Raw genomic sequence first — 23,858 nt, 5'->3', positions numbered from 1 at the left:
ATGATTTTATGACAACTCGTTAAGAAGATCCATGTACAATTCGTTGTAGTCTGTTCTGTTGTCTTTCAGGAAAGCGATAGCCGCACGAGGGTGGCGGTTGAGCGCACCTGTGAGCATATAAGGCACGTCATAGCCCCACTGTGAACCCTTTGCCCTCTCCTCAGCAACGTACTTTTCAACAAATTTCAGTGTAGGAGTAAGCTTGTAGTTAGGGTTTCTCAGGAAGCTGAGCATCTGCTCCATGAAGCAGTTTCCTGCACCTCTGCCCATTCCGCTCATTGTAGCGTCCGCAAAGCTTGCGCCGTGAGAAATGCTCTCGATAGTGTTTGCAAAAGCGAGCTGTTGGTTGTTGTGCATATGAACGCCCACCTTTTTGCCACTAGCCTCAGCCACCTCGCAATACTGCGCAGTAAGTCTTCTCACCTGCTCAGGGAAAAGTGAGCCGTAGCTGTCAACAAGATAGATAACGTCAACAGGGCTTTTTGCCACAAGGTCAAGAGCCTGTGCGATATCGTCCTCACGGCTCGCAGAAACAGCCATGATGTTGATAGTAGTTTCATAGCCCATATCGTGGCAGTAGTTTATCATCTCCAGCGCACCAGGCATCTGATGAGTATACGTTGCGATCCTTATCATGTCGATAACGCTCTCGCTCTTTGGCAGGATATCCTTCTTGAAGTCACATCTGCCAACATCAGCCATAACAGAAAGCTTCAGCGGGCTGTCATTCTCGCCAACGATAGCTCTGATATCCTCCTCGTCGCAGAACTTCCACTTGCCAAACCCCTTGACGTCAAAAAGCTCCTCGGAAGCCTTGTAACCGAACTCCATGTATTCAACGCCTGATTTTATGTTAGTTTTATAGAGTTCTTTTACAAACTCGTCTGAAAATCCAAAATTATTTACAAGTCCTCCGTCACGGATAGTTGCGTCCAGAAGCTTTATATCAGGACGATATGACATAAGGTCACCTTTCTGATTTATTGTCTTTGCCTGATTTGCCATTGTGATTACTTCCTTTCCAAAAGCAGACCCTTACCATGTCTGTATAAGTTCATCGCTTTAAAGATTTTATGCTTTTAAGCTTTTATGTATTAAAGTATAGCACTATTTTTCATCCCTGTCAATAGTCCCAAAGCCCTTTAAACACATTTTTTACATTTTAATAATATTTCTCTCCCCAAAGCCTGAACTTTTGTACATTTCCAACTATCAAAACGACGCAGTATTGTGATAAGTACTGAAAAATATCCACGCTCCTTGACAAATCAGACTTATAGTTGTATACTCTAAGTGTACTACAACAGATAATACAGTTAGTACAGCAGAACAAATGAAACGAAACAACAAAATCGAAAGGAGGTATTCAAGGTGATAACGCTTGATCTTACAGGAAGAGCACCTATCTACGAACAGATATGCAGCCAGTTCTCAAGCCTTATATCAAAAGGCGTGCTGAAAGAAAACGATAAGCTGCCAAGCTCAAGAATGTTGGCAAAGGAACTGGGTCTGAATCCAAACACAGTCGCCAAAGCCTATAGCAGACTTGAGCATGACGAAATAATCTATTCCGTGGCAGGAAAAGGCTGCTTTGTGGCAAAGCAGAAAGGCTCTATAGAGAAAAAATTACTGGAGGAATTTAAGCTCCATGCCGCCGCCGCAATGCAGGCAGGCATAAGCCTTGGATCGCTTACCTCCGTCCTTGAAGAACTGGCGGAGGAACAGAAAGAAAGGAGTGACAAAGAATGATAGAAATAAAAGACCTGTCACTTACATTCAAAAACGCAGACGAAGATCACGAGGCACTGAAAGCCGTCACCCTGGATATCCCCGAGGGCTGCATATACGGCTTTGTAGGCTCGAACGGAGCAGGCAAATCCACCCTGCTGCGTGTTATAAGCGGGATCTACCGCCCCGACAGCGGCAGCGTCACCATTAACAAAACAGAGGTCTATGACCGGCCGCAGGCTAAAGAGAACATCTTCTTTGTGAGCGACGAAACGGTGCAGTTTTCAAGACTGACAGTGAATGACCTGAAAAGCTTTTACCAAAGCAGCTACCCGACCTTTGACGACAAGGTGTTCGATGACCTTATCTCAAAACTTGACCTGCCACGGAAGAAACCGCTGTCCCAGTTTTCAAAGGGCATGAAAAGACAGGCTATCGTTGCGGCTGCACTTGCCTGCCGAACAAAGTATATCCTCCTTGACGAGGCTTTTGACGGCCTTGACCCTGCCATGCGAAAGCTTATCCGCACAATGATAGTTGACGATATTTTCGACCGTGGTGCGACCCTTGTGGTGTCCTCCCACAATATCACCGAGATAGGCGAGCTTTGCGACAAAGCAATGCTCCTGCACAAAGGCGAAGTCATTTTTGCCAAGGATATCGATGATGTAAGAGAGGGCTTTGAAAAGGTGCAGATAGCCTTGCCTGAGGGCGAGCTTGACCGCTCCGCCATAGAAAACGCAGGCGTCGAAGTGCTCAGTTTCAGAAACCTCGGAAGAGTTTCCACCGTGGTGGCAAAGGGCGAAAAAGCGGATATCACCGCAAAGCTTTCTGCTCTCTCACCTGCCGTTCTGGAGCTTGTCCCCCTCACCCTCGAGGAGATCTTCATATACGAAATGGAGGTGCATGGATATGCAAACAGCGAAGAATAGGATAATTGCCGCATCAAGCCGTGATTTCAAGGTAAACAAGCTGCTTTTTGTCATCACAAACCTTGTGCTGTTCATAAACTTCATCATGCAGATGTCGATGCGAAAGTTCATCACCTACTATAGCGAAAGCGTGACGAACAGTTACACAGGCTATGGTCTTGCCCAGGCAGGCTCTGTGGCGATAGCGTTGTGTGCAGTGTTCACAGTTTTTACCCTTTTCCATGAGCTTTACAGCAAGCCCCACGCAGACCTTGCGTATTCTCTCCCAGCCAGTGCAAAAGAACGCTTCTTCTCAAAGCTCCTCACCCTGCTGAAACTGCATATCCTGCCGGTCATATTCTGGAACATCATTCAGTTTATTGCCATATTCCTCACAACGGATATCACCTTGTACATGGTAGCAAGATATTCCGCAGTGCTGATGTTCACACAGCTTTCCACAAGCCTATTTGTGATACTTGCAGTGCTTTTGTGCATGATATGCTGTGGCAGATTGGCGGAGATGATATACACAGCCGTGATAATAATAGCCTGCGAAGCGGCTCTCCCTGCTTGCATATACTATTCCACAATTAGTCCATTTACAGTACAGTACCCATACGATATTGAAAATTTCGTTACCTATTGTCCTGCATGGAGCGCATTCCCTGCCCACCTTATGGAATTTGGATACTCCACAAAAGTTCTGCTTCTTCTCATTGGAAGCACAATTTTCTCGGCACTGCTTATCACGCCTTTGTATTTCCTCTACAAAAAGCGTGACGGCAAGGATACGGGCAAGCCGTTCGTATTCAGTGCCTATCGTGAAATTATCCTTATCCTAGCCGTAGTCACTGTAACGACCTACGTCCTCTCCGACACAAGCAACCTGATACTTATTCCAGCACTTCTCTTGGGCTATCTCCTTGTGAGAATACTATCATCAAACAGCAAGCTTACAATAATCCACTTTGTGAAATGGGTAGGCATTTTCGCAGTGTATATGGTAATCATTTTCGGAGTGAACATTCTGGCATACTTCTGCAATGGCTTTACAGGCAAGATAGATGGAGCAAAGCTTACTGAATACAATCATGTGTGGGCGTTGAACACAACAACAGATGACATAACAGCTTCCTATATTTCAAGCCACCAAAATCCGCAGGACAAAAACACCCTCACAAAAGACGAGACCATGCAGATAATAGATATCTACAACAGCGCCTTTGACAGCCGCAAAAAGAGTATCAGCGACTATATACACCACTTTAAAAGAACACAGAACCAAGTAAATATAGTAAGCATAATAATAAGGACTTACGATACAGACGATATATATAACAACGATGATATCGACTATATCGACTTTGATTTCAACGTATCAAAAGCCGAGGCGGATAAAGTCACCGAGAAACTTAAAGCCCTGAGCTTTATCGCACCCGAACAGATACATGGACAGAAAAGCTACAATTATTAAGCCTGCTTTTTGCACAAAACAACCCCCTCCGAGCCAAGCTCCGAGGGGGTAAACTTTTCTATTAATCCATGACCGCATTAGCAAGCATAAGCTTGATACGGTTCTCCTGATTGACCTTTGTCGCACCCGGGTCATAGTCGATTGCAACTATATTAGCGTCCGGATAAGCCTGCTTGATAGTTCTTGACATACCCTTTGCAACAATATGGTTAGGCAGACAGCCGAATGGCTGAGTGCAGATTATGTTCTTTGTGCCTGTTTCTGCAAGAGCCGCCATTTCGGCAGTGATGAGCCAGCCCTCGCCCATTTTTACGCCCTGACTGATGTACTTGTCAGCACACTTTCTAAGGTGCTCAAAATCATGAGGCGGCTGGAAAATGCCCTGCTCGTTGATGACCTTTATCTGCTGCTTCTGGAACTTGTAAAGCACATCATAACCAATGCCGTACATAAGAGTGCGGCTGGTTTTCTTGTCATAAAGCTTCTCGTCATTGATAGCGTCCGACGCACAGTAAAGCACGAAGTCCAACAGTCCTGGCACGTTAGGCTCACAGCCCTCAGACAGCAGGAAGTCGTTAAGGTGATTGTTCGCAAGAGGTGAATACTTAACGTATATCTCTCCCACGATACCCACCTTAGGCTTCTTCTCCTTTGTCCTTGGAAGCGCCGCAAAATCTTTCAGCATAGCGTTGTAAATGCTCTTTGTGTGCATATATCTGCTCGGGGTAGCAAACAGCTTCCCAAGTCTGTGCTGCCACCTTGCCAAAAGCTCGTCCGTAGAATTTTTCTCTATCTCGTAAGGCTTGCACTGATTGTACAAAAGCATGAGCATATCGCCGTAAAGCACAGCATAAATAAGCTTCATTGCAATTGCAGGGGTGATATCTATGGAGGCGTCCTTTTCAAGTCCGCTGAAATTCAGCGACAGAACAGGCACTTCAGGGAACTGCGTTGACAGCGCCTTTCTTATAAGGTGGATATAGTTTGAAGCACGACAGCCGCCGCCCGTCTGTGACATAAGCAGAGCCGTGTGTTCAAGGTCGTACTTGCCGCTTTTGAGTGCGTCCATAAACTGTCCGATAACAAGAAGTGCAGGATAGCAAGCGTCATTATGTGTGTTTTTAAGTCCCTCGTCTATAACGTTTCGTGAGCAGTTTTGCAAAAGCTCCATGTTATAGCCGTATTTTTTGTATATCGCCATGATAAGCTTGAAGTGTATAGGAAGCATATCAGGTATAAGTATAGTGTATTCCTCACGTCTTGACTTGTCAAAATAAGACCTTTTTACTCTGTCCGAGCCTGCGTGTTTTATCTCCTTTTCAGCCATTACATTGCCTCCTTGTCCATTTTCTTCTCAGCATTTGCGCTGGCTTCTTTTTCCTCCAGTGCCGCCGCCAAAGACCTGAGTCTTATCTTAGCCGCACCGAGATTCGTTATCTCGTCTATCTTTAGCTGAGTGTAAAGCTTGCCCTTTTCTTCAAGTATAGCTCTTACCTCGTCTGTTGTAACAGCGTCGATACCACAGCCGAAGGATACAAGCTGAACGAGCTGCATATCATCATTCTCGCATACATACTCTGCCGCTCTGTAAAGCCTTGAATGATAAGTCCACTGATTGAGTACGTCAAGTGCGGGTGTATCCACTTTCATCGCCACGCTGTCCTCGGTAATAACAGCAAAGCCAAGAGAAGCGATAAGTTTATGTATTCCGTGGTTTATCTCAGGGTCGATGTGGTAAGGTCTGCCTGCCAGAACGATTATTTTCTGACCCTTTGCCCTTGCCTCAGCGATTATCTCCTGCGCCTTAGCCTCGATATCCCTATGGTATCTCACCTGCTCAGAATAAGCCTTGTTAAGCACTCCAAGCACCTGCTTTGCAGTGATGTTATACTTTGAAAGCGCTCTTGCCATTGCCTTTGCAACGTGCTTTTTGATGTTTATATCAAGATAAGGCATGATGAAATTATCATCATTCAGCTTGTCATTGTTAGCCTTTAGAAGCTCAGGATAATAAGCAACAACAGGACAGTTATAGTGATTGTCCGACTGACCCTCGTCAGCATTGTAGCTCATGCAAGGATAGAATATAAAGTCCACGCCCTTTTCAAGCAGGCTCTCTATATGTCCGTGACAAAGCTTTGCAGGATAACATACCGTATCAGACGGGATAGTCTGCTGACCCTTATAATATGTATCTCTCGTTGACTCCTCAGACAGCACCACCTCAAAGCCAAGGCTTGTGAGCAGTGTTGAGAAAAACGGCATAAGGTCATAATAAGACAGCGCAAGTGGCAGACCTACCTTTGCAATAGGCTTTGCAGGCTTGTTGTCAGCATAAGAGAGTATCTTGTTATACTTATACTCTATCATGTTTTCCGTTCTGTCGGTTATCTTTATGCCTGCACCCTTTTCACAGCGGTTTCCGGAAGTAAATCTTCTGCCGTCATTAAATCTTATTATAGTAAGGTTACAGTGTGCACCACAGCCACCGCACTGAACGGCTCTTGAATTGTAAGCAAATTCTTCAAGCTGTGCCTTTGTAAGAACGCCTGACTTGCCGTCCCTGCCCTGAGATTTTTCTTTTGCGAAAAGCGCACAGCCGAACGCACCCATAAGTCCCGCAATGGCAGGTCTTATAACGTTTCTGCCAAGCTCCATTTCAAATGACCTGAGCACAGCGTCGTTAAGGAACGTTCCGCCCTGAACGACTATATTCTTGCCAAGCTCGTCAATAGACTTTGCTCTTATTACCTTGTAAACTGCGTTCTTGATGATAGACGAAGAAAGTCCTGCAGAGATATCCTCAACGGAAGCTCCGTCCTTTTGCGCCTGCTTTACAGATGAGTTCATGAACACTGTACATCTCGAACCAAGCTCCACAGGTGCTTTTGCAAACAGACCGAGCCTTGCAAACTCCGCAATGTCATATCCCATTGCACCTGCAAAAGTCTGAATGAACGAGCCACAGCCTGATGAACAAGCCTCGTTGAGCATAATGCTGTCGATAGCGTTGTTTTTTATCTTAAAGCACTTTATATCCTGTCCGCCGATGTCGATGATAAAATCAACGTCGGGACAGAAATAAGCCGCCGCCTTATAGTGCGCAACAGTTTCAACTATACCATAGTCAACGCCCAGACCTGCCTTTATAAGATCCTCACCGTAGCCTGTTACCGCAGAAGCTTTTATGTTAAGCTCAGGGGTAGCAAGGCTGTAGATCTCCTCAAGCTTTGAAGCGATTATATCCAGCGGCTGACCCTTGTTTGAGCAGTAGTGCTGATAAAGAAGCTTTCCGTCAGGTGTGATAAGCACAAGCTTTGTGGTTGTCGAGCCTGCGTCTATGCCAAGATAAGCGTCGCCCCTGTAAGTTCTGATGTCTTCATATTTAAGATCAGACTTCTTGTGTCTTTCCACGAAAGCATTATATTCCTCACGGCTTGCAAACAGTGGCTTGCCTACCACGATATTGTCAGTAGCCTTTGCGTTCACTATCTTGTCGATAGCCTCATCTATAGTCATTTCCTCCGCCAGCGTGTCAGCATGAAGTGCCGCACCGAAAGCCATATAGCATGAAGAATTTTCAGGAAGTATAGCGTGTTCCTCGTCAAGGTTCAGAGTAGTCCTGAAAGCCTTTCTCAGTGCACTGAGATATGTAAGCGGACCGCCAAGGAAAAGCACCTGACCGCCGATCTTTCTGCCCTGTGCCAGACCCGAAACTGTCTGGTCAACAACAGCCTGAAAGATAGACGCAGATATGTCCTCTTTTCTCGCGCCCTGATTAAGAAGCGGCTGAATATCAGACTTTGCGAAAACACCACATCTTGAAGCGATAGGATAAGTCTTTTCAGCCTTAAGAGCAAGGTCGTTCATCTCGTCAGGGGTAACGCCTAAAAGTCCTGCCATCTGGTCGATAAAAGCACCTGTGCCACCTGCGCAGGAGCCGTTCATACGCTGTTCAACGCCCCCTGTGAGGAAGATTATCTTAGCGTCCTCACCGCCAAGCTCAACCACAACGTCAGCCTTTGGATACTTCTTGTTTACAGCGATAAAAGCAGAAAAGACCTCCTGCACGAAAGAGATACCGCTTGCCTCAGCGATGCCAAGACCTGCCGAGCCTGTTATGGCTATCCTGAACTTGTCCTCAGGATAAAGCTCTCTGATAGCACGCAGCTGCTCAGCCACCGTTTCCCTTACCTTTGAAAAATGTCTTTCATATTTGTTATAAATAAACTCGCCATCGTCAAGAATTACCGTCTTGACCGTGGTCGAACCTACGTCTATGCCTAAATCATAAATCTTGCCCATAGTAAAAACCTCACTGATTCTCGTTTGTACACTCTTAGTTATTATATCACACTTTTTCGCAAATTACAAGCTTTTTATATTAACAAATATGTATCTGAAAACTACCTATAAAGCTAAAACGGGCGAACACTGTTCGCCCCTACAATGCAACTATTACAATGTATGGCAAAATGCGTTCGCCCGTAAATATTCATTTTTTATCTATGCTTATTCCTGCTCTAAAAGGCAATCAGTAAGATTAAGTTCATAGAGATTGTTGTAGGTAGGCTGCTGAACAGGCTCACCTGCAAGTCTGTAGAACTGCTCTGAGCCGTACTTCTTGATGAAGTTTGTGGTGTGGCAATTTATTTTCAGCTCCTCGATAAACTTCTTCATAACATTGCTGTCAGCGCCATAAGCATTCTCAAGAAAGTCAAAAGCGTATTTCAGACCATTCATAGACTGCTGTGTAACGTTGTTTGCGCCATGGAGCAGATTGTTGAAGGAGTTCTGCAAAATAACAGTACAGCGGTTTTTGTTATCTCTTCCCTCGTTCGTACACTTATCAAGATAAGCTTCCAGATTGTGGAGTATCCAGTGCTGGATCTTCTTGTTAGACGGCGAGATGTTTCTTGCTCTTACCGCCTTGTCAAGGCTCTTGTTGCAGTCCATGATGTGTTCACTGATTATCTGACGGCATGAAAGACCATTGTTTATCTTCACAAGAATATCTTCCATTCTTGGGTGGATAAGTCTTATCATCTTCTCCATTTGGATACAGCTTCTCATTGTGTATGTGATGCCGTCCATAAGCAGATTCATAAGAGCCACAGCTTCCTCAGTGCCTGCCGCTCTTGCGTCAGCAATGTTCTGAGCAGTTATGCCGCCCTCGAGGATAGCGTCAACGTCATATTTCTCACGATAGTAGTTGAATCTGTCATAATATTCAGCAAAGCCCTTTGAGAACTCTGGGTTCTGTACATACTGAGCAGCCAGAGCGTGGTCAACAAGGATACCGCTCTCCTCATAAAGCTGCATCATTTCAGAAAGGTCCTCCCAGCCACGGGCAGTAACAAAGCGGTAGTTGTTCTTATCGCTTGCGTCCACCATATAATAATGGTCAGGGTGAAGCTCAAGATATGATATGATAGCAGGGTGAACGCCTGCATAGTAAGCATATTCTTTCCAAACGCCGAAATCAGGCTGACACTCGACCCTCTTAACACGGTCGAGAGTAACGATATCGAACTCAGAAACAGACTTGTTGAACTCAGGCGGGTTACCTGCTGTAACAACTACCCAACCTGCAGGAACCTGATGAAGTCCGAAAACCTTATACTGCAAGAACTGGAGCATTGCAGGAGCAAGGGACTCGGAAACGCAGTTTATCTCATCGAGGAAGAGAATACCCTCTTTGATGCCAGTGGCTTCGATAGTGTCATAAAGAGTAGCCACGATCTCACTCATCGTGTACTCGGATATCTGCACGTCAGCACCGGTGTAGTTTCTATGTACAATAACAGGCAGACCGAGGGCAGACTCTCTTGTGTGGTGGGACATCGAGTAGGTAACAAGGTTTACGCCAGTTTCCTGAGCTATCTGCTCCATGATAGCGGTCTTACCGATACCAGGTGCGCCAAGCAGGAACACAGGTCTCTGATGTTCTATGCTGATTCGGTAATCGCCAAATTCGTCTTTAATGAGATAGGCTTGTATTGCATTAAGTATCTGTTGTTTTGCGTCTTTAATATTCATAGTCATTTCTCCTCAGTGCAGTCTGAAGCTGTGAACAAAAAGCACTGCACAATTAAATAATCTTACCATTTTATTATAGACTATCTCCAAATTAAAGTCAATAGTCATCACAAGTTTTGTCAGCTTACACAAACAATTGAAAATATTTTAGTTATTCTGTATCAAAGTCATAAAATTTAACTGTTAAAATATTGATATCAGAACAGAATTTTCAACAGACTTTTAAGTTTTTTTCAAACGTTTTCGCCCATGCCCCAGCCGACCTCATAACCTCACTGCTCACTTGGTTTTGACATCTCCCAAACAATGTGCTATAATAATAAGGTATAAAATTTTTCTCTCGGAGGTCTGATCTATGCTTTATGAAATAAAAAATGATAAACTATCTATCTCAGCCGACACTTTCGGTGCTGAGCTTCACTCTATCAAAATGAACGGCAAAGAATATCTCTGGCAATGTGGTGACGCTTGGAAACGCTACGCTCCTATTCTCTTCCCGTTCATCTGTTCCCCTAAAGACCGCACCTACAAGGCAGGCGGTCAGGAATATCACATGGCTGCAAACCACGGCTTCGCCCGTGACAGCGAATTTACATACGCTGGCAGCACAAAAAATTCACTGAGCTTTACCCTCAAAGACAATGACGTGACACTTGCTCAATACCCATATCACTTCGAGCTTGAAGTCACCTACTCCATAAAAGGTTCAAAAGTCACCGTCACAAACACAGTAAAAAACACTGATGAAAAGGCTATGTACTTCTATCTCGGCGGTCACCCTGCTTTTATCTGCGATATTCAAGGTGGCAAATGCACAGTTGAGTACGAGAAAAACGAGCATATCGTTCAGCCTATCCCAAACGGCGAGAGGACTATCCTTGACGGTGAAAAGACTATCACTCTCACAAGAGAGCTTTTCGACTATGACGTTATCATGAAAGACCACCCTGCTTCAAAGGCTGTCACCCTGAAAAAGTCTGACGGCGGTTTCGTAAAGCTGTCATTCCCACACTCTGACTGCATTGCCGTATGGACTTCCACAGGCAACCCTGACGCTCAGTTTATCTGCCTTGAGCCTTGGACTAGCGTGCCTGTTTACGAGGACGACGCTTTTGAGGATATCGAAAACAAGCCTCACGCTATCAAGCTTGCACCTGAAGCTGTTTACACCTACAGCTACACCGTGGAGGTGGGCTGATGAGAGCGGTAATACAGAGGGTCACAAGTGCAAAAGTTGAGGTCGAGGGCAAGGTCACAGGCGAGATAGGAAAGGGCTTTCTGATACTTTTCGGAGTAGGTCAGGAGGACACTGAGGCTGACTGCGACAAGCTTGCAGACAAGATATCAAAGCTTCGCATTTTCGCTGACGAGAACGACAAGACAAATCTTTCTATAAATGATGTTGGCGGAGATATTCTTTGCGTTTCACAGTTCACCCTTTATGCAGATTGTCACCACGGCAACCGCCCGTCATTTATCTATGCAGGCAAGCCTGATGAAGCCAACAGACTTTATGAATACTTCTGCAAGGTCTGTAACGATAAAATTTCGGGTAAGGTAGAAAAGGGCGTTTTCGGTGCAGACATGAAAGTTTCACTGCTCAATGACGGTCCTTTCACTATCATTCTTGAATGCAGAAACGGAGAGATAATCCCATGAACATACAGATATTCGGCAAGTCAAAATCCTTTGACACAAAAAAGGCTGAGCGTTATTTCAAAGAGCGTGGAATAAAGTTCCAATCTGTTGACCTGCCTACAAAGGGTCTTAGCAAGGGCGAACTTAACTCAGTGCTTGCGGCTGTTGGGGATATTGACAAGCTTATCGACCCAAAGGCAAAGGGAGAGCAGGCAATGCTCATAAAATATCTTGGAAGCACCGAGGAAAAGATAGAAAAGCTTCTTGACTATCCCGAGCTTTTTGCCGCACCTATCGTAAGAAACGGCAAGAAAGCCACAGTAGGCTTCTGCCCCGAGGTGTGGAAAAGCTGGGAATAGCCCTAGATGAAAATACTGTGAAAATTGCCGATATTCGTTGAAAGAGGCTTGAATTTGTGGTATAATACCATATGGAAAAGTATTTTCAGAAAGAGATGTTTTAAATGGTAATTGATTTTCACGTTCATGCCTTTAATCCAAAGGTAGCGGAAAAGGCTGTTGAAAAGCTTCAGGCTCAAAGCGGCATAACCCCTTTCACAAGAGGCACTGCAGAGGAAACCATACAGCGTTTTGACGAATGGGGCATTGACAAGGGCGTGCTGCTGTCAGTGGCGACAAAGCCTGCTCAGCAGAGAGTTATAAACGATTGGTGTGCCCAACAGGACGGCGGAAGATTTATAAGCTTCGGTGGAATACACCCTGACGCTGAGGACTATGAGCAGGAGATAGCCCACATAAAGGAGCTTGGACTTCACGGCATAAAGCTTCACCCTGATTATCAGGGCTTTATGATAGATGATGAGCGCATGGACAAGATATATGACGCCATTGAGAAAGCTGACCTGCCTGTTATTTTCCATTCGGGCTATGACTGCGTTTCCCCTGACCTTATCCACTCCACACCTGAGAGGGCGCTGAACATGATAAAAAAGCACCCTAAGCTCAAGGTCATTCTTGCACATCTTGGTGCAAACATGATGTGGGAGCAGGTGCGTGACGTTTTGGCAGGAGTTGACGGTGAAGTTTATTTTGACACCGCTTTCACAAGTATGTGTCCTGACGAGCTTATGCAGGCTATCGTTGAAAAGCATGGGGCTGACAGGATACTTTTTGCAAGCGACTGCCCTTGGGACAGTTCCTACCTTATAAAAGAAAAGATACTGCGCTTGAACATTTCCGAGGATAACAAAGATAAAATTCTCGGCGGCAACGCAGAAAGACTTCTTGGCTTAAAATAAAATTGTGTAAATTCTGAAAAGAGGATATAAAAAATGAGATCAAAACTGCTTGCGGCTGTGCTGGCTTGTTCTGCGGTTTTCGGGCTTGCGTCATGTGGGGCAATGCTTCCAGAAAGCTCCTCCGAAACGGAGACCACCACGGGTACTGCCGCCCAGAGAGTTATAGAGACCACAAAGACCGCCACAATGGGCGACGATTATGATGAGGACGATGAGGATTACGAGGGCTACACCACCACCACTTCTGTGACGGCAGGTACACTTGAAAACCCCGACGTGAGCATTGACGAGGGCTACGACCCTGACATAATCGCAACGGCAACAAAGAGAACGACCACCACGACCACAACCACTGCCGCTGAAACAAAGGCGACTAAAAAGACCACCACCACAAAGTTCAAAAAGGACGCACTTTTCCCTTTGGGCGATGATGTGAAATACCCTGATTCTATCCCATTTCTTGTAAAGTCAGACACCTCTTATCTTAATCTCAGATACGGTCCGTCAAAGAAATATGACGTGATAGAAAAGATACCTGACGGCAAGACTATAAACGGCTATGGCGAGAGAACAGACGGTGACGGAAACATATGGGTATATGTAAAATATAACAATAAAAGCGGCTGGGTAATGAAAGAGCTTCTCAGCGGCACTGAATAAACGGAGGACAAATAATGGACAGCTTCAAGGAACAGATAGTTCGCAAGATCCCCACAAAGAACGATAAGATACAGAAAATTTTCATCATGATAGCAAGTGTGGCACTTGCCGCACTGTGCTTTATCTTCCCTTTCGGCACGCAGTTTTCTGTAATAGGCATTTTTCTTGCCGCCGCCGCACTTTATGGCGGTTATTATCTTACAACAAAACTCGATGTGGAGTATGAATACATTTTCACAAACGGAGAAATAGACGTTGACAAGATAACGGCTCAGCGTTCAAGAAAGCGCCTTATCACATTCCGTTGCGGCAGTGCGACAGATTTCGGCATTGCTGACGAGAATTTCTCTGTGCCAGAGGGCGCAACACAGGTCCTTGCCTGCGCTTGTGACGATAGCCTTACAGACTACTACATAACATTCAACCACAAAAATCTCGGGCTTACAACTGTTATCTTCACACCTGATGACGATATGCTGGCACTTATAAAGCCTGTGCTTCCGAGAACACTGAGGAAATAAAAATGAGAATATTTGTCGGAACTGATCTTATTGAGATCGAACGCATAAAAAAAAGCTGTCAGAGCCGACGTTTCTGTGAAAGGGTTTACTCCGAAAAGGAGCTGACCCTTTTTTCACAGAAGAAAAACCCATACGAATCCATGGCGGCGAATTGGGCGGCTAAGGAAAGCTTCGCAAAGGCTTTAGGCACTGGGGTGGAGGGCTTCGCCTTGAACGAGGTGTCATGCTTGCGTGACGAGCTTGGTTGTCCTTATCTGGAGCTTACAGGGAATGCGCTTTTGGCGGCTGAAAAGAGGGGGCTGACCTTTGCGGTGTCACTTTCTCACATCAAGGATATCGCTTCGGCAGTGGTGATAGCTTATGAAAAGGAGGATAAAAATGGATAGGATATTGACAGTGGAGCAAATGACATTTTGCGAGCATGAGGCTGAAAAATATGGCGTGAGCCTTGCTCAGCTCATGGACAATGCGGCGGCACAGCTTGCGGAGGTCATTGCGAGCAACTCGTCTGCGTCATCAAAGATAGTGCTTCTTATTGGCAAGGGAAACAATGGCGGTGACGGACTTGTGGCGGCAAATTTACTTGCGGAACAAGGCCTCAAGCCTGCAGTGGTCCTATGCTGCGGTGAGCCTGACACTGACCTCTCCTCGGCGGCGTTTGCTAGGCTTGATAAGAGCGTAGAGGTGCTGAAAGCTGAAAATGCGCTGGATTTTATCGAGGGTGCAGACGTGCTTGTGGACTGCATTTTCGGAACGGGTTTTCATGGCAGTTTGCGTGAAAATATCCTGCCAGTGTTCAGAGCTTGTGAAAAATGTGAAGGCATGAAGATAGCCTGCGACCTGCCGTCGGGAGTCAATGCACGAAACGGTCAGGCTGACAAGCTGTCGTTCAAGGCTGACGTGACAGTGACCTTTCATCGTGGCAAGCTGGGTCTTTATTTACAGCCTGCGGTGGACTTTTGCGGTGAAATTCTGGTAAAAGATATTGGTATTGACGAGCGTTGCGAGAATACCTTATACCCTGTTATAACGCCTTTTGACGTGGTAAAAGCAAGGGCGGCACTGCCTTTTAGACCTGCTGACGGACACAAGGGGACGTTCGGCAAGGTGGTGAGCGTGGCAGGCTCGGAGAGCTATATAGGTGCGGCAGGGCTTTCAGCAATGGCGGCAATGCGAACAGGCGTGGGGCTTTTTGAGCTTTGCACTGCAAAAAGCGTAGTCAACTCCCTGTCGGCTGGTATGTATGAATGTACATACTCGGCAATGAAAACCGACAAGGACGGCTTTATGGTGGCTGAAAATGCGGAGACGATACTGAAAAAGTGTGAAAAGGCAAGCTGTTTGCTGATAGGCTGTGGGCTTGGTCATACGGCTCAGACAGAGAAGCTTGTGGCGGAGCTTATTGAAAAAGCGGAGGTACCCATAGTTTTGGACGCTGACGGAATAAATTCACTTTGTCCGAATATAGATGTACTGTTGAAGAAGAAAAGTACAGTTATCCTCACCCCTCACCCTGCGGAGCTTGCAAGGCTTTGTGGCGTGACTGTGGGCGAGGTCATGTCGGACAGACTTGGGTTTGCATATAGGCTGTCGGAAAAATATGGAGTGACGATGCTTGCGAAGTCAGCTGACACCTTTGCGGTGGGCTGTGGAAAAGTTTATCTTTGCACCGAAGGCACAACTGCTCTTGCAAAGGGTGGCTCAGGGGATATGCTTGCAGGCATTGTTTCATCCTATGTAGCTCAGGGGTGCAACGCTCTCGATGCGGCGGCACTTGGGTCGTTCACACTTGGCTCGACGGCACTACTTGCAGGATACAAAAAATCTGAGCGTGGAATCATTGCAAGAGATGTTATTGACGCTTTGCCACGATTTTTGTATGACCTTGAAAATGCCGACTAGGCTGTACTAAAAACAAAGACCTTCTTCTTATGAAGAGGGTCTTTTTTAATGGAGGGCAAAATGAAAAGAACAAAGGCATTTTTTCTAACGATTTTGGCGGTAATGGGCTTATGCTCATGTGGTGAAAGCAGCGAAGTCAAACCCGTAAAGCTGGCAGAGGATTACAAGACCCCGGCTGAGTTCACCATTGACGGCACGGAATACGTCGCAAGCTTCACCCGTGGGGGCGCAGATATGTGGGAGTGTGAGATAACTGCGCCAGAAACTGTCAGCGGTATGGTGATAACCTGCTCAGGAGAAAGCGCACGGCTTGAATACAAGGGTTTGACCTACGAAACTGACCGAGGGAACATACCCGAAAGCTCCGCTGTCACAATGACTGCCGCTGTGCTTGACAAGCTTATTTCGCAGAAAGGCGTGACGTATCTCAAAAATGACAAGGGAGAAATCACCGCCACGGGTCAGATAAAAGGGCAGGATTTTTCGGCTAAAATCAATGGCGGAAAGGTAAAAAGCTTGGAGATATCAGGGGAGGTAAGCGTAAAATTCACATAAAAAAAGGTGCAGAGAAAATCTGCACCTTTCTTATGTATGGAAATGAATTATTTACCAAAGTTTGCGCAAGCGATAACGTTACCGTCTTCGTCCTCAAATCTGAGGTCAGCAATGTAGAAATCAGCCTGGTTTGGAATGCCCCATCTCATAAGTGAAACATACTGTGGTTCAGTTGAGTTTACAAATGTAGCACCGTCCTTGATACCAGGTCTCATTGTAAGCTCATAGGAACCCCACTCAGATGTCCACTCAGCCTCGCCGAAGTCATAGAGGTCGTTCCAGCTGTTTTCGCCTTCACCTGTTGTAGGCTGTGTAACGAATGCGCCCATGAAGTTACCAGGAACAAGTGAAGAAACTCCATCGTCACCAGTGAACTCGCCAACTGCCTTTGTAACTACGTCAGCCTTAATTGTGAAGATCTTCTCAAGATCAGCCTCGTGACCCTCAAAGAACTTCTCCATGTGGAACTTGATCTTAGGGATCTTGTAGTTGCCATTATCCTGATCGAGAACCTCGACCTTGAGCATTGGAACACCTGCAAGTTCCTCAATAGAGAGATTTACATGAGACTCATCGTTCTCGTAATCCTTCTCAGCGAAAGGTTCAACGATAGAAGCAACGTCCATATCCTTCTTGAAATATACAGAAGCCTCCTCATAGTTCTTCAGAGTAGCTGGCATTTCGGAAATATCCTTTGCAGCCTCACCCTCAGACTCTGTGCCGGAAGCGGCTGTTGAATCAGCTGTTGACTCAGGAGCGGCTGTTGTTGTAGTAGCCTCTGTTGTTGTAGCAGCTGTAGTTGTTGTAGTAGTTTTTGCCTCAGCCTTTGATGAAGAATCATCAGAGCTGCCGCAAGAAGCGAACATAGCACTTGTAAGTGTAAGTGCAAGAGCGCAAGCTAAAAACTTTTTCATTTTAATAACCTCCGTTTAATCGTCATGCTATACACATAGCCTGACCTATATTTACTTTTGTATTATAACACAATTGTCACATATTTTCAATATACTATTTGCACAATTTAAGCGCATGATTTCATATGTTTTGCACAGAAATCGTTTACAAATTAGTGCAGGTTACACAAACGAACAAAAAAACAGAGCTTCCCGAATGACAGAAAGCTCTGTATAAATTCACTTATTCAAGTGTGTTATCTGTGAGAGATTACTTTCTCTTAGAGATAACGATAGCTGCACCAGCAAGTGCTACGCCAGCGAGTGCAAGACCAGCTGTTGCGCCTGTAGCTGCTACGTTGTCAGAAGCTGCTGCTGAAGAAGTAGCTGCTGTGCTTGTTGTGCCAGCCTTTGAAGATGTAGCTGCTGTTGAAGTAGCTGCTGCAGAAGATGTCTTAGAATCGTCCTTCTTGGAGTCAGTCTTAGAATCTGTGCCTGAAGCTGTTGAATCAGTTTTAGAGCTTGACTCCTCAGCTACTGGCTTCTTCTGAACTTCCTTCTTGTCCTTGTTAGAACCAGCCTCGTAGATAGCATTGCCGTCAGCGCCAAGAACCTTAACGCCTACAACGTCGATGCCCTTGAGGTCAGCTGCCCAGTTGTTGATACCAACTGCTGCATAACCCTTTTCCTCATCGTCAGCTGCGTCAAAGAGAGGTGTATCGCCCTTGTATTCAAGAACGTATGTACCTTCCTCGTCTGTTGTGTAGCAGAGTGTGTCCTTTGGCTTATCATCTTCAACCCAAGAGCCGCCAGCCCAATCCTTAGCGTTCCAGCCGTTCTTTGTGTCGTTGAAGTTGATGGATCCGCCGCCGCCGATCGTGTTCCAGTCGTTGTTGTCAACCTTGATAGTGAAAGATGCACCGTAAACAGCTGTGATATCAGTGATACCGTCCTTAACTACGTTGCCCTCAGACTCATCGCCTCTGAAGAAAATTGCAAAAAGGTCATCCTGTGACTGTCTGCCGATTGCAAGAAGGTCATCGCTTACGTTGAGCTTTGTGCCTGCTGCTGATGCTGGGATCATTGCCATAGAAGCTACGATAGCTGCTGCTGACATACCAGCGAGAATCTTAGAAATTTTCATCGTTAATCTCCTCCATATGAATATAGTTTTATGAATTGTCATTCAATTCTAGTCTTATTATAGCAGACTTTCTCCCTAAAATCAAGGGGTTTTCACGTTTTTTATTCCAAAAAGTGTTGAAATTTCTAACAATATTGTCACACTTCTTTTGTGCATTAATCACAGAAAACGTTATCATTTTTTGCTTTTTACAACAATTGTCAGTCCTATCTGTCATTGAATCTCTGCAAGAACTGCTTTGTTCTTTCGTTCTGGGTCTGACCGAAAACTTCCTCCGGAGTACCCTCCTCCACGATATAACCATCGTCCATAAAAATAACATGGTTTGCCACATCACGGGCGAATGCCATTTCATGGGTGACGATGACCATGGTCATTTTCTCTTTTGCAAGCTCTTTTATTACCTTTAATATCTCTCCTGTAAGTTCAGGGTCAAGTGCGGAGGTCGGCTCGTCAAAGAAAAGTATCTGCGGTTTCAAAGCCAATGCTCTTGCAATAGATACACGCTGCTGCTGACCGCCTGAAAGCTCGCAGGGATAAGACTTGCCTTTAGTCTCAAGTCCCATTTTTTTCAGAAGCTCCTCACAGTTGGCTTTTGCCTCGGCTTTTGGCTGTTTAAGGACATGGAGAGGGGCTTCCATTATATTCTGATTTACAGAAAAGTGAGGAAACAGATTAAAATTCTGGAACACAAGACCTATTTTCAGGCGGATATCCCTGAGGGTCTTAGAGGGCGCATACACCGCCTTGCCATTTTCTGTATGGAACATATTCACACCGTCAACGTTTATCTCTCCGCCGTCTGCTTTTTCAAGCTGGTTTATACAGCGCAGAAGCGTTGATTTACCGCTTCCTGACGGACCTATTATTGCGACTACCTCGCCCACCTCAACATTAAAAGAAATATCTTTGAGCACCCTAAGGCTGTCAAAGCTTTTAGAAATATTTTTCACTTCAAGAATAGCCATATGAGTTCTCCTTATTTATAATAGTCGAATTTCTTTTCTATAACGGCAAATGCCACCGTCACGATAGCGTTGAGTACAAAATAGAATGCGCCTGCGATAAAAAGCGGTGTTATTGAGCTATACAGGTTCATCTGCTGTTTGGCTTTCATTGTTATCTCGGCAAATGCGATGACGTTTGCAAGAGAGGTATCCTTTACAAGGACGATGACCTCATTCGATGTGGCAGGGATAACACGCTTTGTGACCTGGGGCAGGATTATTCTAAAAAATGTCTGCATTTTCGTCATGCCGAGCATTGAAGCCGCTTCATACTGTCCCTTTGGGATAGCCTCGATACCGCCTCTGAATATCTCTGCGAAATACGCCGCATAGTTAAGGACAAATGCCGTAACAAGGGCGATAAACATATAGTTCTCGTTGTTTTTTATATTGGTAAGCACGTCATATACACCGCCTGTTTTGCCCTGCTTTGCAGCACTTGCGATAATAAGCGGCACTGCATAGTAGATAGCGATTATCTGAAGCATGAGCGGTGTGCCACGCATGACAAGTATATATAGATTTGTCAGCCACGAGATAGGCTTGAAGCGGCATTTTTTCAGCATTGTCACAAGCACTCCCACAGGTATGGATAGCACGATGGTCCATGCGAAAAGCTTTAGGGTATTAGGCAGGAACTCCAGCAGGATCTCCGTGACCTTTTTTACTTCCTCAAAAGTCATAAATATTCATTCCTTAACAAAATATTACGATAACACGTCACCGTATCAGCGTATTAATACATTATACTACATATTTTGCGACTTGTCAAACGGAAAGAGTGAGGAGTGAGGAGTGAGGAATGAGGAATGAAGGTATCGCCTGCGGCGATGATTTTTTTATTGCGAACTGCGTTCGCACAATTAACTCACCAACATTCTTATTAACTTACCTCTTGGAGTATCTCAAACTACAGCTATGCTAATTCCTCATTCCTCATTCCTCATTTGTCATTCCTCACTCCTCACTTTAAATCAGTTCTCTTTGTTTTTCAAGGCAAGCACAGAATCACGGACTTTCGCCATAAGCTCTTCAGGGGTTTCGCCATTAGGATAAATAGGCTCACCGTAAACGACTTTTACTTTATATTTGCTCAGCCTTTTCCAGTTGAAAAGCCTTGGGAGCTTTCTGTCTGGCGGGAATATCTCGTGTCCGCCTTTGATGTAGGCTGGTACTATAGGTACATTGGCTTCGATAGCAAGGACGGCTGCACCGCTTTTGAACTTGCCCATTTCACCGGTTTTGCTTCTTGTACCCTCCGGGTGAACCAGCACACCCCATTTCTGACCAAGCTTTTTACGCAGAGCCGCCATTGTTTCGTCCACTCTTCCGCCTCTGTCAACAGGCACCATACCGCCTACTCTTACAATAAGTCGGCTGGCTAAACTGCCGTTGAAAAGCTCTTTTTTCGCCATACAGCAGAATTTTGCAAAACGCTCGTATCTGAAATTCAGGGTGAGGAAGATAAAATCGAAGTTTGAAACGTGATTTGCACAGATTATATAACCGTCCTTATCAGGTAGATTTTCCTCGTTTGCGACCTTGACTTCGTAGAAGGCTGTCACAAGATTTCTGTAAAAGCGGTAAATACGATAGTCTATCTTTTTCTTATCCAGTGGATAGAGCATTGATTTCACTGTTTGCGGCTTTATACGGTTTGGGTTTTGAACGAGGGAGATAAGCTTGCCCACTGTCATGTTCTTATCCATACAGCCGTCAACACGCACACCACTGAACTCCTCTATCTCCAATGCAAGCTCGATAGCTGAGAGGGAGTCTATGGTGAACTCCTGCAAAAATTTTGTACTGAGCTTGACTTCATTCGGCTGAACGTGTGCTATTTTTGCCACGGCGTTTCTCACCATTGACGGGATATCCGACGGGTCGATACTCTTTTCTGCCTGCTTATTAAGGCTGTCAAGGTTATCCTCCATGACCATTTTCTTCAGCAGATAACGCTTTGGCTTGCCGATAGCCGTTCTTGGTATAGAATCCACAAAATGTATGCCGCTGAGTTTCATTGCCTGCCCTGCGGAGGAGCTTATCTCTTTTAGCTTTTCTTCCGTCTGCTCACGCTTATCCTCAGCACAGACCACAAAGGCGTGCACCTCGTCATAGCTTCCCTCTTTCGCAGGCACTCCGCAGACTACAAGCTCGTCAACGCTCTCGATGCCCCTATAAACCTGCTCGATATCGTCAGGGGCGGCTTTTTTGCCTGTGGATAGTACGATATTTTCTTTACATCTGCCGAGAATAACGATATTTTTATGCTTATCGAACTTTGCAAGGTCGCCTGACTTGAACCAGCCGTCAGAAGTGAAAGCTTCATCAGTGGACTTTTTGTCACCATAGTAGCCTATCATCATGTAAGGTGACTTTATAAGAAGTTCGCCGCTGCGGTCTATCTTCACTTTTATATCGGGGTACGCCTTGCCGCAGGTGTCAGCATAGACGTGCTTGCCATATGTGCCGATAGTTGGTATGCTCGTTTCAGTCGCGCCGTAGTTGTTCACAATATTAAAGCCTGTGCCATAGAAGAAATCAAATGTATCCTTTGACATTGGCGAGCCTGCGGAGCAGAGAAATCTAAGTTCGCCGCCCAAGGCTTTGTGTATCTTTGCGAAGATCTTTTTGCCGCTGTTTATGCCGTAGATCTTACGCTGATGAAGTGCAACAGGAAACATTTTCTTGAAAAGTGCTGAAGATACCTTGCCCCCGTTGATCTGCTGCATTATCTGAGTTTTCAAAAGCTCATAGACCTTTGGCACGCCCGGGAAAACTGTAGGCTTGAAGTTTTGGAAGCCTGCGGAAAGACCCTTTGCGGAGAGAGACTCTATAAAGCACACTGTTCCACCTGTGAGGAGAGGGGCTAAGACCTGTGCGAAAAGTCCGTAGATATGGCTGTTTGGCAGGATTCCGAGATAGCGTTCGTTATCGGTTATGCCGTTGCACTGGCAGACCATTTTGCAGGAATTTATCTGAGAATCGTGGGTGTGCATGATGCCTGAGGCTGTCCTTGTCGTACCGCTTGAAAAGATTATCACTGCGATATCAGGGTCGCCTACTTCACCTTGGCGGAGTATATTTTCCCCTGAACCGTCAAGTCTGTCAAGCTGGTTTTGGATATCGAGAACGGGGATATTTTTCACGCTTGTAAGCTTCTTTGCCGCCTTTTGAGAAGCGACAACGCACACGGGCTGTGACTTTTTCACCAGTGCGACAAGCTCTGCCGCAGGAAGTGAATAATCCAGAAGGACGGCTGTGGCATTTAGCTTTGCACAGGCGAGAAATGCGATATTCCACTCAGGTCTGCCCTCAGAGGCGATACAGACCCTATCCCCTGCCACAACACCCATGGCTTTAAGACGGCTGCAAAAAACATCAGCCTGCTGCAAAGTTTGTCCGAATGTATATTCCTTTGTTTCACCCTCGTCGTTCATCATCACGAGAGCGGTCTTGCTATAGCGGTTTATTGCCGTTTTTCTAAATTCGTTATAAATGTTCATAGCAGTTTCCTTTCCGCACCTCAGACTTTCTGAGAGCTGCCTTTCATTGTATGTTCAAGTGCCGCAACAGCTTTTTCGGAGCTGTCAAGGAGGTTTTTGAGATTTTCCTCACCCAATGCGTCAACGAACACGCTGAAATATTTTTCAAGACGCTGTCGCTTTTCCTCTATAGTTTTTTCCCCATTTGGAAGCAGTTTCACCTGCACACGGCGTTTATCCTCAGGGTCACGCACAAGGCTGACAAAGCCTTTTTTCTCCATTGTGCTGAGAACAGAGGTCACACGCTGGCGTGATATCATAAGGTCACGGCTTATGTCTGAGGGGTAGACTATGCCCTCGGCTGTGCTAAGATAGACTATCACTTTGCTTTCGCCCTGAAAAAGCTCTGCAAGGTCGTCCATATATCCTGTTTCAAAAAATCGTCTGAAAACTTCTCCAAAACGCTGGGCTGTTTTATCGTTCATTGTTATTCCTCCAAATGTCAAGGCGGTTGATTGTCAACACTGTTGATTATACACCCTGTTGATGAATTTGTCAAGTGCATGGCTTGTTCTGGTACAAATTGTAGGTTTGTCAATCATATTGGACACTATTATTAAGAAATTCGATAGGCGAAAAC

General features: G+C 45.5%; 22 protein-coding genes. 12 read left to right on the top strand and 10 right to left on the bottom strand.

The window, feature by feature from the left end:
- Positions 1–6: 6 nt before the first annotated feature.
- Positions 7–1,005 carry an aldolase catalytic domain-containing protein gene (locus tag DW938_RS07240; RefSeq protein WP_181984387.1) on the bottom strand — a complete coding sequence of 333 codons (999 nt, stop codon included), beginning with the start codon at positions 1,003–1,005 and terminating at the stop codon, positions 7–9.
- 366 nt (positions 1,006–1,371) lie between these two features.
- On the opposite strand from DW938_RS07240, the gene DW938_RS07235 reads away from it, so the two are divergent.
- Genes DW938_RS07235 through DW938_RS07225 form a run of 3 tightly spaced genes read left to right on the top strand, consistent with a single transcriptional unit; the run spans position 1,372 to position 4,116 of the window.
- Complete coding sequence (locus DW938_RS07235) at positions 1,372–1,749, top strand: GntR family transcriptional regulator (RefSeq protein ID WP_046439432.1); 378 nt, start codon at positions 1,372–1,374, stop codon at positions 1,747–1,749.
- On the top strand, positions 1,746–2,660 hold the full coding sequence (locus tag DW938_RS07230; protein ID WP_118124350.1) for an ABC transporter ATP-binding protein: 915 nt from the start codon (positions 1,746–1,748) through the stop codon (positions 2,658–2,660). The genes DW938_RS07235 and DW938_RS07230 overlap by 4 nt, the downstream gene beginning before the upstream one ends.
- Positions 2,641–4,116 carry a hypothetical protein gene (locus tag DW938_RS07225; RefSeq protein ID WP_118124349.1) on the top strand — a complete coding sequence of 492 codons (1,476 nt, stop codon included), beginning with the start codon at positions 2,641–2,643 and terminating at the stop codon, positions 4,114–4,116. The genes DW938_RS07230 and DW938_RS07225 overlap by 20 nt, the downstream gene beginning before the upstream one ends.
- A gap of 61 nt (positions 4,117–4,177) precedes the next feature.
- Here DW938_RS07225 and DW938_RS07220 read toward each other — a convergent pair whose 3' ends face one another.
- The 3 genes from DW938_RS07220 to DW938_RS07210 form a co-directional block, all read right to left on the bottom strand.
- Entirely contained in the window at positions 4,178–5,443 is a 1,266-nt protein-coding gene (locus tag DW938_RS07220) for a 2-hydroxyacyl-CoA dehydratase (RefSeq protein ID WP_022287727.1), read from the bottom strand.
- Positions 5,443–8,421 carry an acyl-CoA dehydratase activase-related protein gene (locus DW938_RS07215; protein WP_118124348.1) on the bottom strand — a complete coding sequence of 993 codons (2,979 nt, stop codon included), beginning with the start codon at positions 8,419–8,421 and terminating at the stop codon, positions 5,443–5,445. The genes DW938_RS07220 and DW938_RS07215 overlap by 1 nt, the downstream gene beginning before the upstream one ends.
- Before the next feature lie 207 nt (positions 8,422–8,628).
- Positions 8,629–10,155, bottom strand: a complete 1,527-nt coding sequence (locus DW938_RS07210) for a MoxR family ATPase (protein WP_118124347.1) — start codon at positions 10,153–10,155, stop codon at positions 8,629–8,631.
- A gap of 355 nt (positions 10,156–10,510) precedes the next feature.
- Here DW938_RS07210 and DW938_RS07205 point away from each other — a divergent pair, with 355 nt between their 5' ends.
- From DW938_RS07205 to DW938_RS07165, 9 genes are all read left to right on the top strand, one after another.
- Complete coding sequence (locus DW938_RS07205; protein ID WP_117938887.1) at positions 10,511–11,353, top strand: aldose 1-epimerase family protein; 843 nt, start codon at positions 10,511–10,513, stop codon at positions 11,351–11,353.
- Positions 11,353–11,814 (top strand): D-aminoacyl-tRNA deacylase, encoded by a 462-nt coding sequence (gene dtd, locus DW938_RS07200; protein ID WP_118124346.1) that lies wholly within the window; start codon positions 11,353–11,355, stop codon positions 11,812–11,814. The genes DW938_RS07205 and dtd overlap by 1 nt, the downstream gene beginning before the upstream one ends.
- On the top strand, positions 11,811–12,152 hold the full coding sequence (locus DW938_RS07195; protein ID WP_022287732.1) for an ArsC/Spx/MgsR family protein: 342 nt from the start codon (positions 11,811–11,813) through the stop codon (positions 12,150–12,152). Before dtd ends, DW938_RS07195 begins: the two co-directional genes overlap by 4 nt.
- Positions 12,153–12,256: 104 nt before the next feature.
- Entirely contained in the window at positions 12,257–13,051 is a 795-nt protein-coding gene (locus tag DW938_RS07190; protein WP_117938890.1) for an amidohydrolase family protein, read from the top strand.
- Positions 13,052–13,084: 33 nt separating this feature from the next.
- Positions 13,085–13,711: an SH3 domain-containing protein gene (locus DW938_RS07185; RefSeq protein ID WP_118124345.1), complete on the top strand. Its 627-nt coding sequence runs from the start codon at positions 13,085–13,087 to the stop codon at positions 13,709–13,711.
- A 14-nt stretch (positions 13,712–13,725) separates the two neighbouring features.
- Positions 13,726–14,232, top strand: a complete 507-nt coding sequence (locus tag DW938_RS07180) for a DUF6106 family protein (protein WP_118124344.1) — start codon at positions 13,726–13,728, stop codon at positions 14,230–14,232.
- A gap of 2 nt (positions 14,233–14,234) precedes the next feature.
- On the top strand, positions 14,235–14,618 hold the full coding sequence (acpS, locus tag DW938_RS07175) for a holo-ACP synthase (RefSeq protein ID WP_118124343.1): 384 nt from the start codon (positions 14,235–14,237) through the stop codon (positions 14,616–14,618).
- The gene (locus DW938_RS07170) at positions 14,611–16,134 is read left to right on the top strand and encodes an NAD(P)H-hydrate dehydratase (RefSeq protein WP_242992437.1); all 1,524 of its coding nucleotides are present in this window, start codon (positions 14,611–14,613) and stop codon (positions 16,132–16,134) included. Before acpS ends, DW938_RS07170 begins: the two co-directional genes overlap by 8 nt.
- A 60-nt stretch (positions 16,135–16,194) precedes the next feature.
- Entirely contained in the window at positions 16,195–16,689 is a 495-nt protein-coding gene (locus tag DW938_RS07165) for a hypothetical protein (protein ID WP_147342366.1), read from the top strand.
- A 47-nt stretch (positions 16,690–16,736) separates the two neighbouring features.
- Here DW938_RS07165 and DW938_RS07160 read toward each other — a convergent pair whose 3' ends face one another.
- The 6 genes from DW938_RS07160 to DW938_RS07135 all read right to left on the bottom strand — a co-directional run bounded on the left by DW938_RS07160 (position 16,737) and on the right by DW938_RS07135 (position 23,703).
- Entirely contained in the window at positions 16,737–17,603 is an 867-nt protein-coding gene (locus tag DW938_RS07160; protein ID WP_118124341.1) for a hypothetical protein, read from the bottom strand.
- Between the two features lie 250 nt (positions 17,604–17,853).
- Positions 17,854–18,726, bottom strand: a complete 873-nt coding sequence (locus DW938_RS07155; protein ID WP_118124340.1) for an NPXTG-anchored protein — start codon at positions 18,724–18,726, stop codon at positions 17,854–17,856.
- A 206-nt stretch (positions 18,727–18,932) separates the two neighbouring features.
- A complete protein-coding gene (locus tag DW938_RS07150; RefSeq protein ID WP_046439464.1) occupies positions 18,933–19,694 on the bottom strand; it encodes an amino acid ABC transporter ATP-binding protein in 762 nt (253 codons plus the stop codon).
- Positions 19,695–19,705: 11 nt separating this feature from the next.
- Positions 19,706–20,416 (bottom strand): amino acid ABC transporter permease, encoded by a 711-nt coding sequence (locus DW938_RS07145; RefSeq protein WP_041337372.1) that lies wholly within the window; start codon positions 20,414–20,416, stop codon positions 19,706–19,708.
- A gap of 291 nt (positions 20,417–20,707) precedes the next feature.
- On the bottom strand, positions 20,708–23,239 hold the full coding sequence (locus tag DW938_RS07140) for an AMP-binding protein (protein ID WP_118124339.1): 2,532 nt from the start codon (positions 23,237–23,239) through the stop codon (positions 20,708–20,710).
- Positions 23,240–23,259: 20 nt separating this feature from the next.
- Complete coding sequence (locus DW938_RS07135; protein WP_118124338.1) at positions 23,260–23,703, bottom strand: MarR family transcriptional regulator; 444 nt, start codon at positions 23,701–23,703, stop codon at positions 23,260–23,262.
- Positions 23,704–23,858 lie beyond the last annotated feature (155 nt).

This window comes from Ruminococcus sp. AM43-6, assembly GCF_003461785.1.
Taxonomy (GTDB): Bacteria; Bacillota; Clostridia; order Oscillospirales; family Ruminococcaceae; genus Hominimerdicola; species Hominimerdicola aceti.
Note: the sequence above shows the minus strand (reverse complement) of the source record. Positions and strands in the feature narration are given on the sequence as shown.

Coding starts and splice junctions, on each gene's coding strand:
- DW938_RS07240 (WP_181984387.1), bottom strand. CDS start 1,005: ATGGCAAATCAGGCAAAGACAATAAATCAGAAAGGTGACCTTATGTCA.
- DW938_RS07230 (WP_118124350.1), top strand. CDS start 1,746: ATGATAGAAATAAAAGACCTGTCACTTACATTCAAAAACGCAGACGAA.
- DW938_RS07225 (WP_118124349.1), top strand. CDS start 2,641: ATGCAAACAGCGAAGAATAGGATAATTGCCGCATCAAGCCGTGATTTC.
- DW938_RS07220 (WP_022287727.1), bottom strand. CDS start 5,443: ATGGCTGAAAAGGAGATAAAACACGCAGGCTCGGACAGAGTAAAAAGG.
- DW938_RS07215 (WP_118124348.1), bottom strand. CDS start 8,421: ATGGGCAAGATTTATGATTTAGGCATAGACGTAGGTTCGACCACGGTC.
- DW938_RS07210 (WP_118124347.1), bottom strand. CDS start 10,155: ATGAATATTAAAGACGCAAAACAACAGATACTTAATGCAATACAAGCC.
- DW938_RS07205 (WP_117938887.1), top strand. CDS start 10,511: ATGCTTTATGAAATAAAAAATGATAAACTATCTATCTCAGCCGACACT.
- dtd (WP_118124346.1), top strand. CDS start 11,353: ATGAGAGCGGTAATACAGAGGGTCACAAGTGCAAAAGTTGAGGTCGAG.
- DW938_RS07195 (WP_022287732.1), top strand. CDS start 11,811: ATGAACATACAGATATTCGGCAAGTCAAAATCCTTTGACACAAAAAAG.
- DW938_RS07190 (WP_117938890.1), top strand. CDS start 12,257: ATGGTAATTGATTTTCACGTTCATGCCTTTAATCCAAAGGTAGCGGAA.
- DW938_RS07185 (WP_118124345.1), top strand. CDS start 13,085: ATGAGATCAAAACTGCTTGCGGCTGTGCTGGCTTGTTCTGCGGTTTTC.
- DW938_RS07180 (WP_118124344.1), top strand. CDS start 13,726: ATGGACAGCTTCAAGGAACAGATAGTTCGCAAGATCCCCACAAAGAAC.
- acpS (WP_118124343.1), top strand. CDS start 14,235: ATGAGAATATTTGTCGGAACTGATCTTATTGAGATCGAACGCATAAAA.
- DW938_RS07170 (WP_242992437.1), top strand. CDS start 14,611: ATGGATAGGATATTGACAGTGGAGCAAATGACATTTTGCGAGCATGAG.
- DW938_RS07165 (WP_147342366.1), top strand. CDS start 16,195: ATGAAAAGAACAAAGGCATTTTTTCTAACGATTTTGGCGGTAATGGGC.
- DW938_RS07160 (WP_118124341.1), bottom strand. CDS start 17,603: ATGAAAAAGTTTTTAGCTTGCGCTCTTGCACTTACACTTACAAGTGCT.
- DW938_RS07155 (WP_118124340.1), bottom strand. CDS start 18,726: ATGAAAATTTCTAAGATTCTCGCTGGTATGTCAGCAGCAGCTATCGTA.
- DW938_RS07150 (WP_046439464.1), bottom strand. CDS start 19,694: ATGGCTATTCTTGAAGTGAAAAATATTTCTAAAAGCTTTGACAGCCTT.
- DW938_RS07145 (WP_041337372.1), bottom strand. CDS start 20,416: ATGACTTTTGAGGAAGTAAAAAAGGTCACGGAGATCCTGCTGGAGTTC.
- DW938_RS07140 (WP_118124339.1), bottom strand. CDS start 23,239: ATGAACATTTATAACGAATTTAGAAAAACGGCAATAAACCGCTATAGC.
- DW938_RS07135 (WP_118124338.1), bottom strand. CDS start 23,703: ATGAACGATAAAACAGCCCAGCGTTTTGGAGAAGTTTTCAGACGATTT.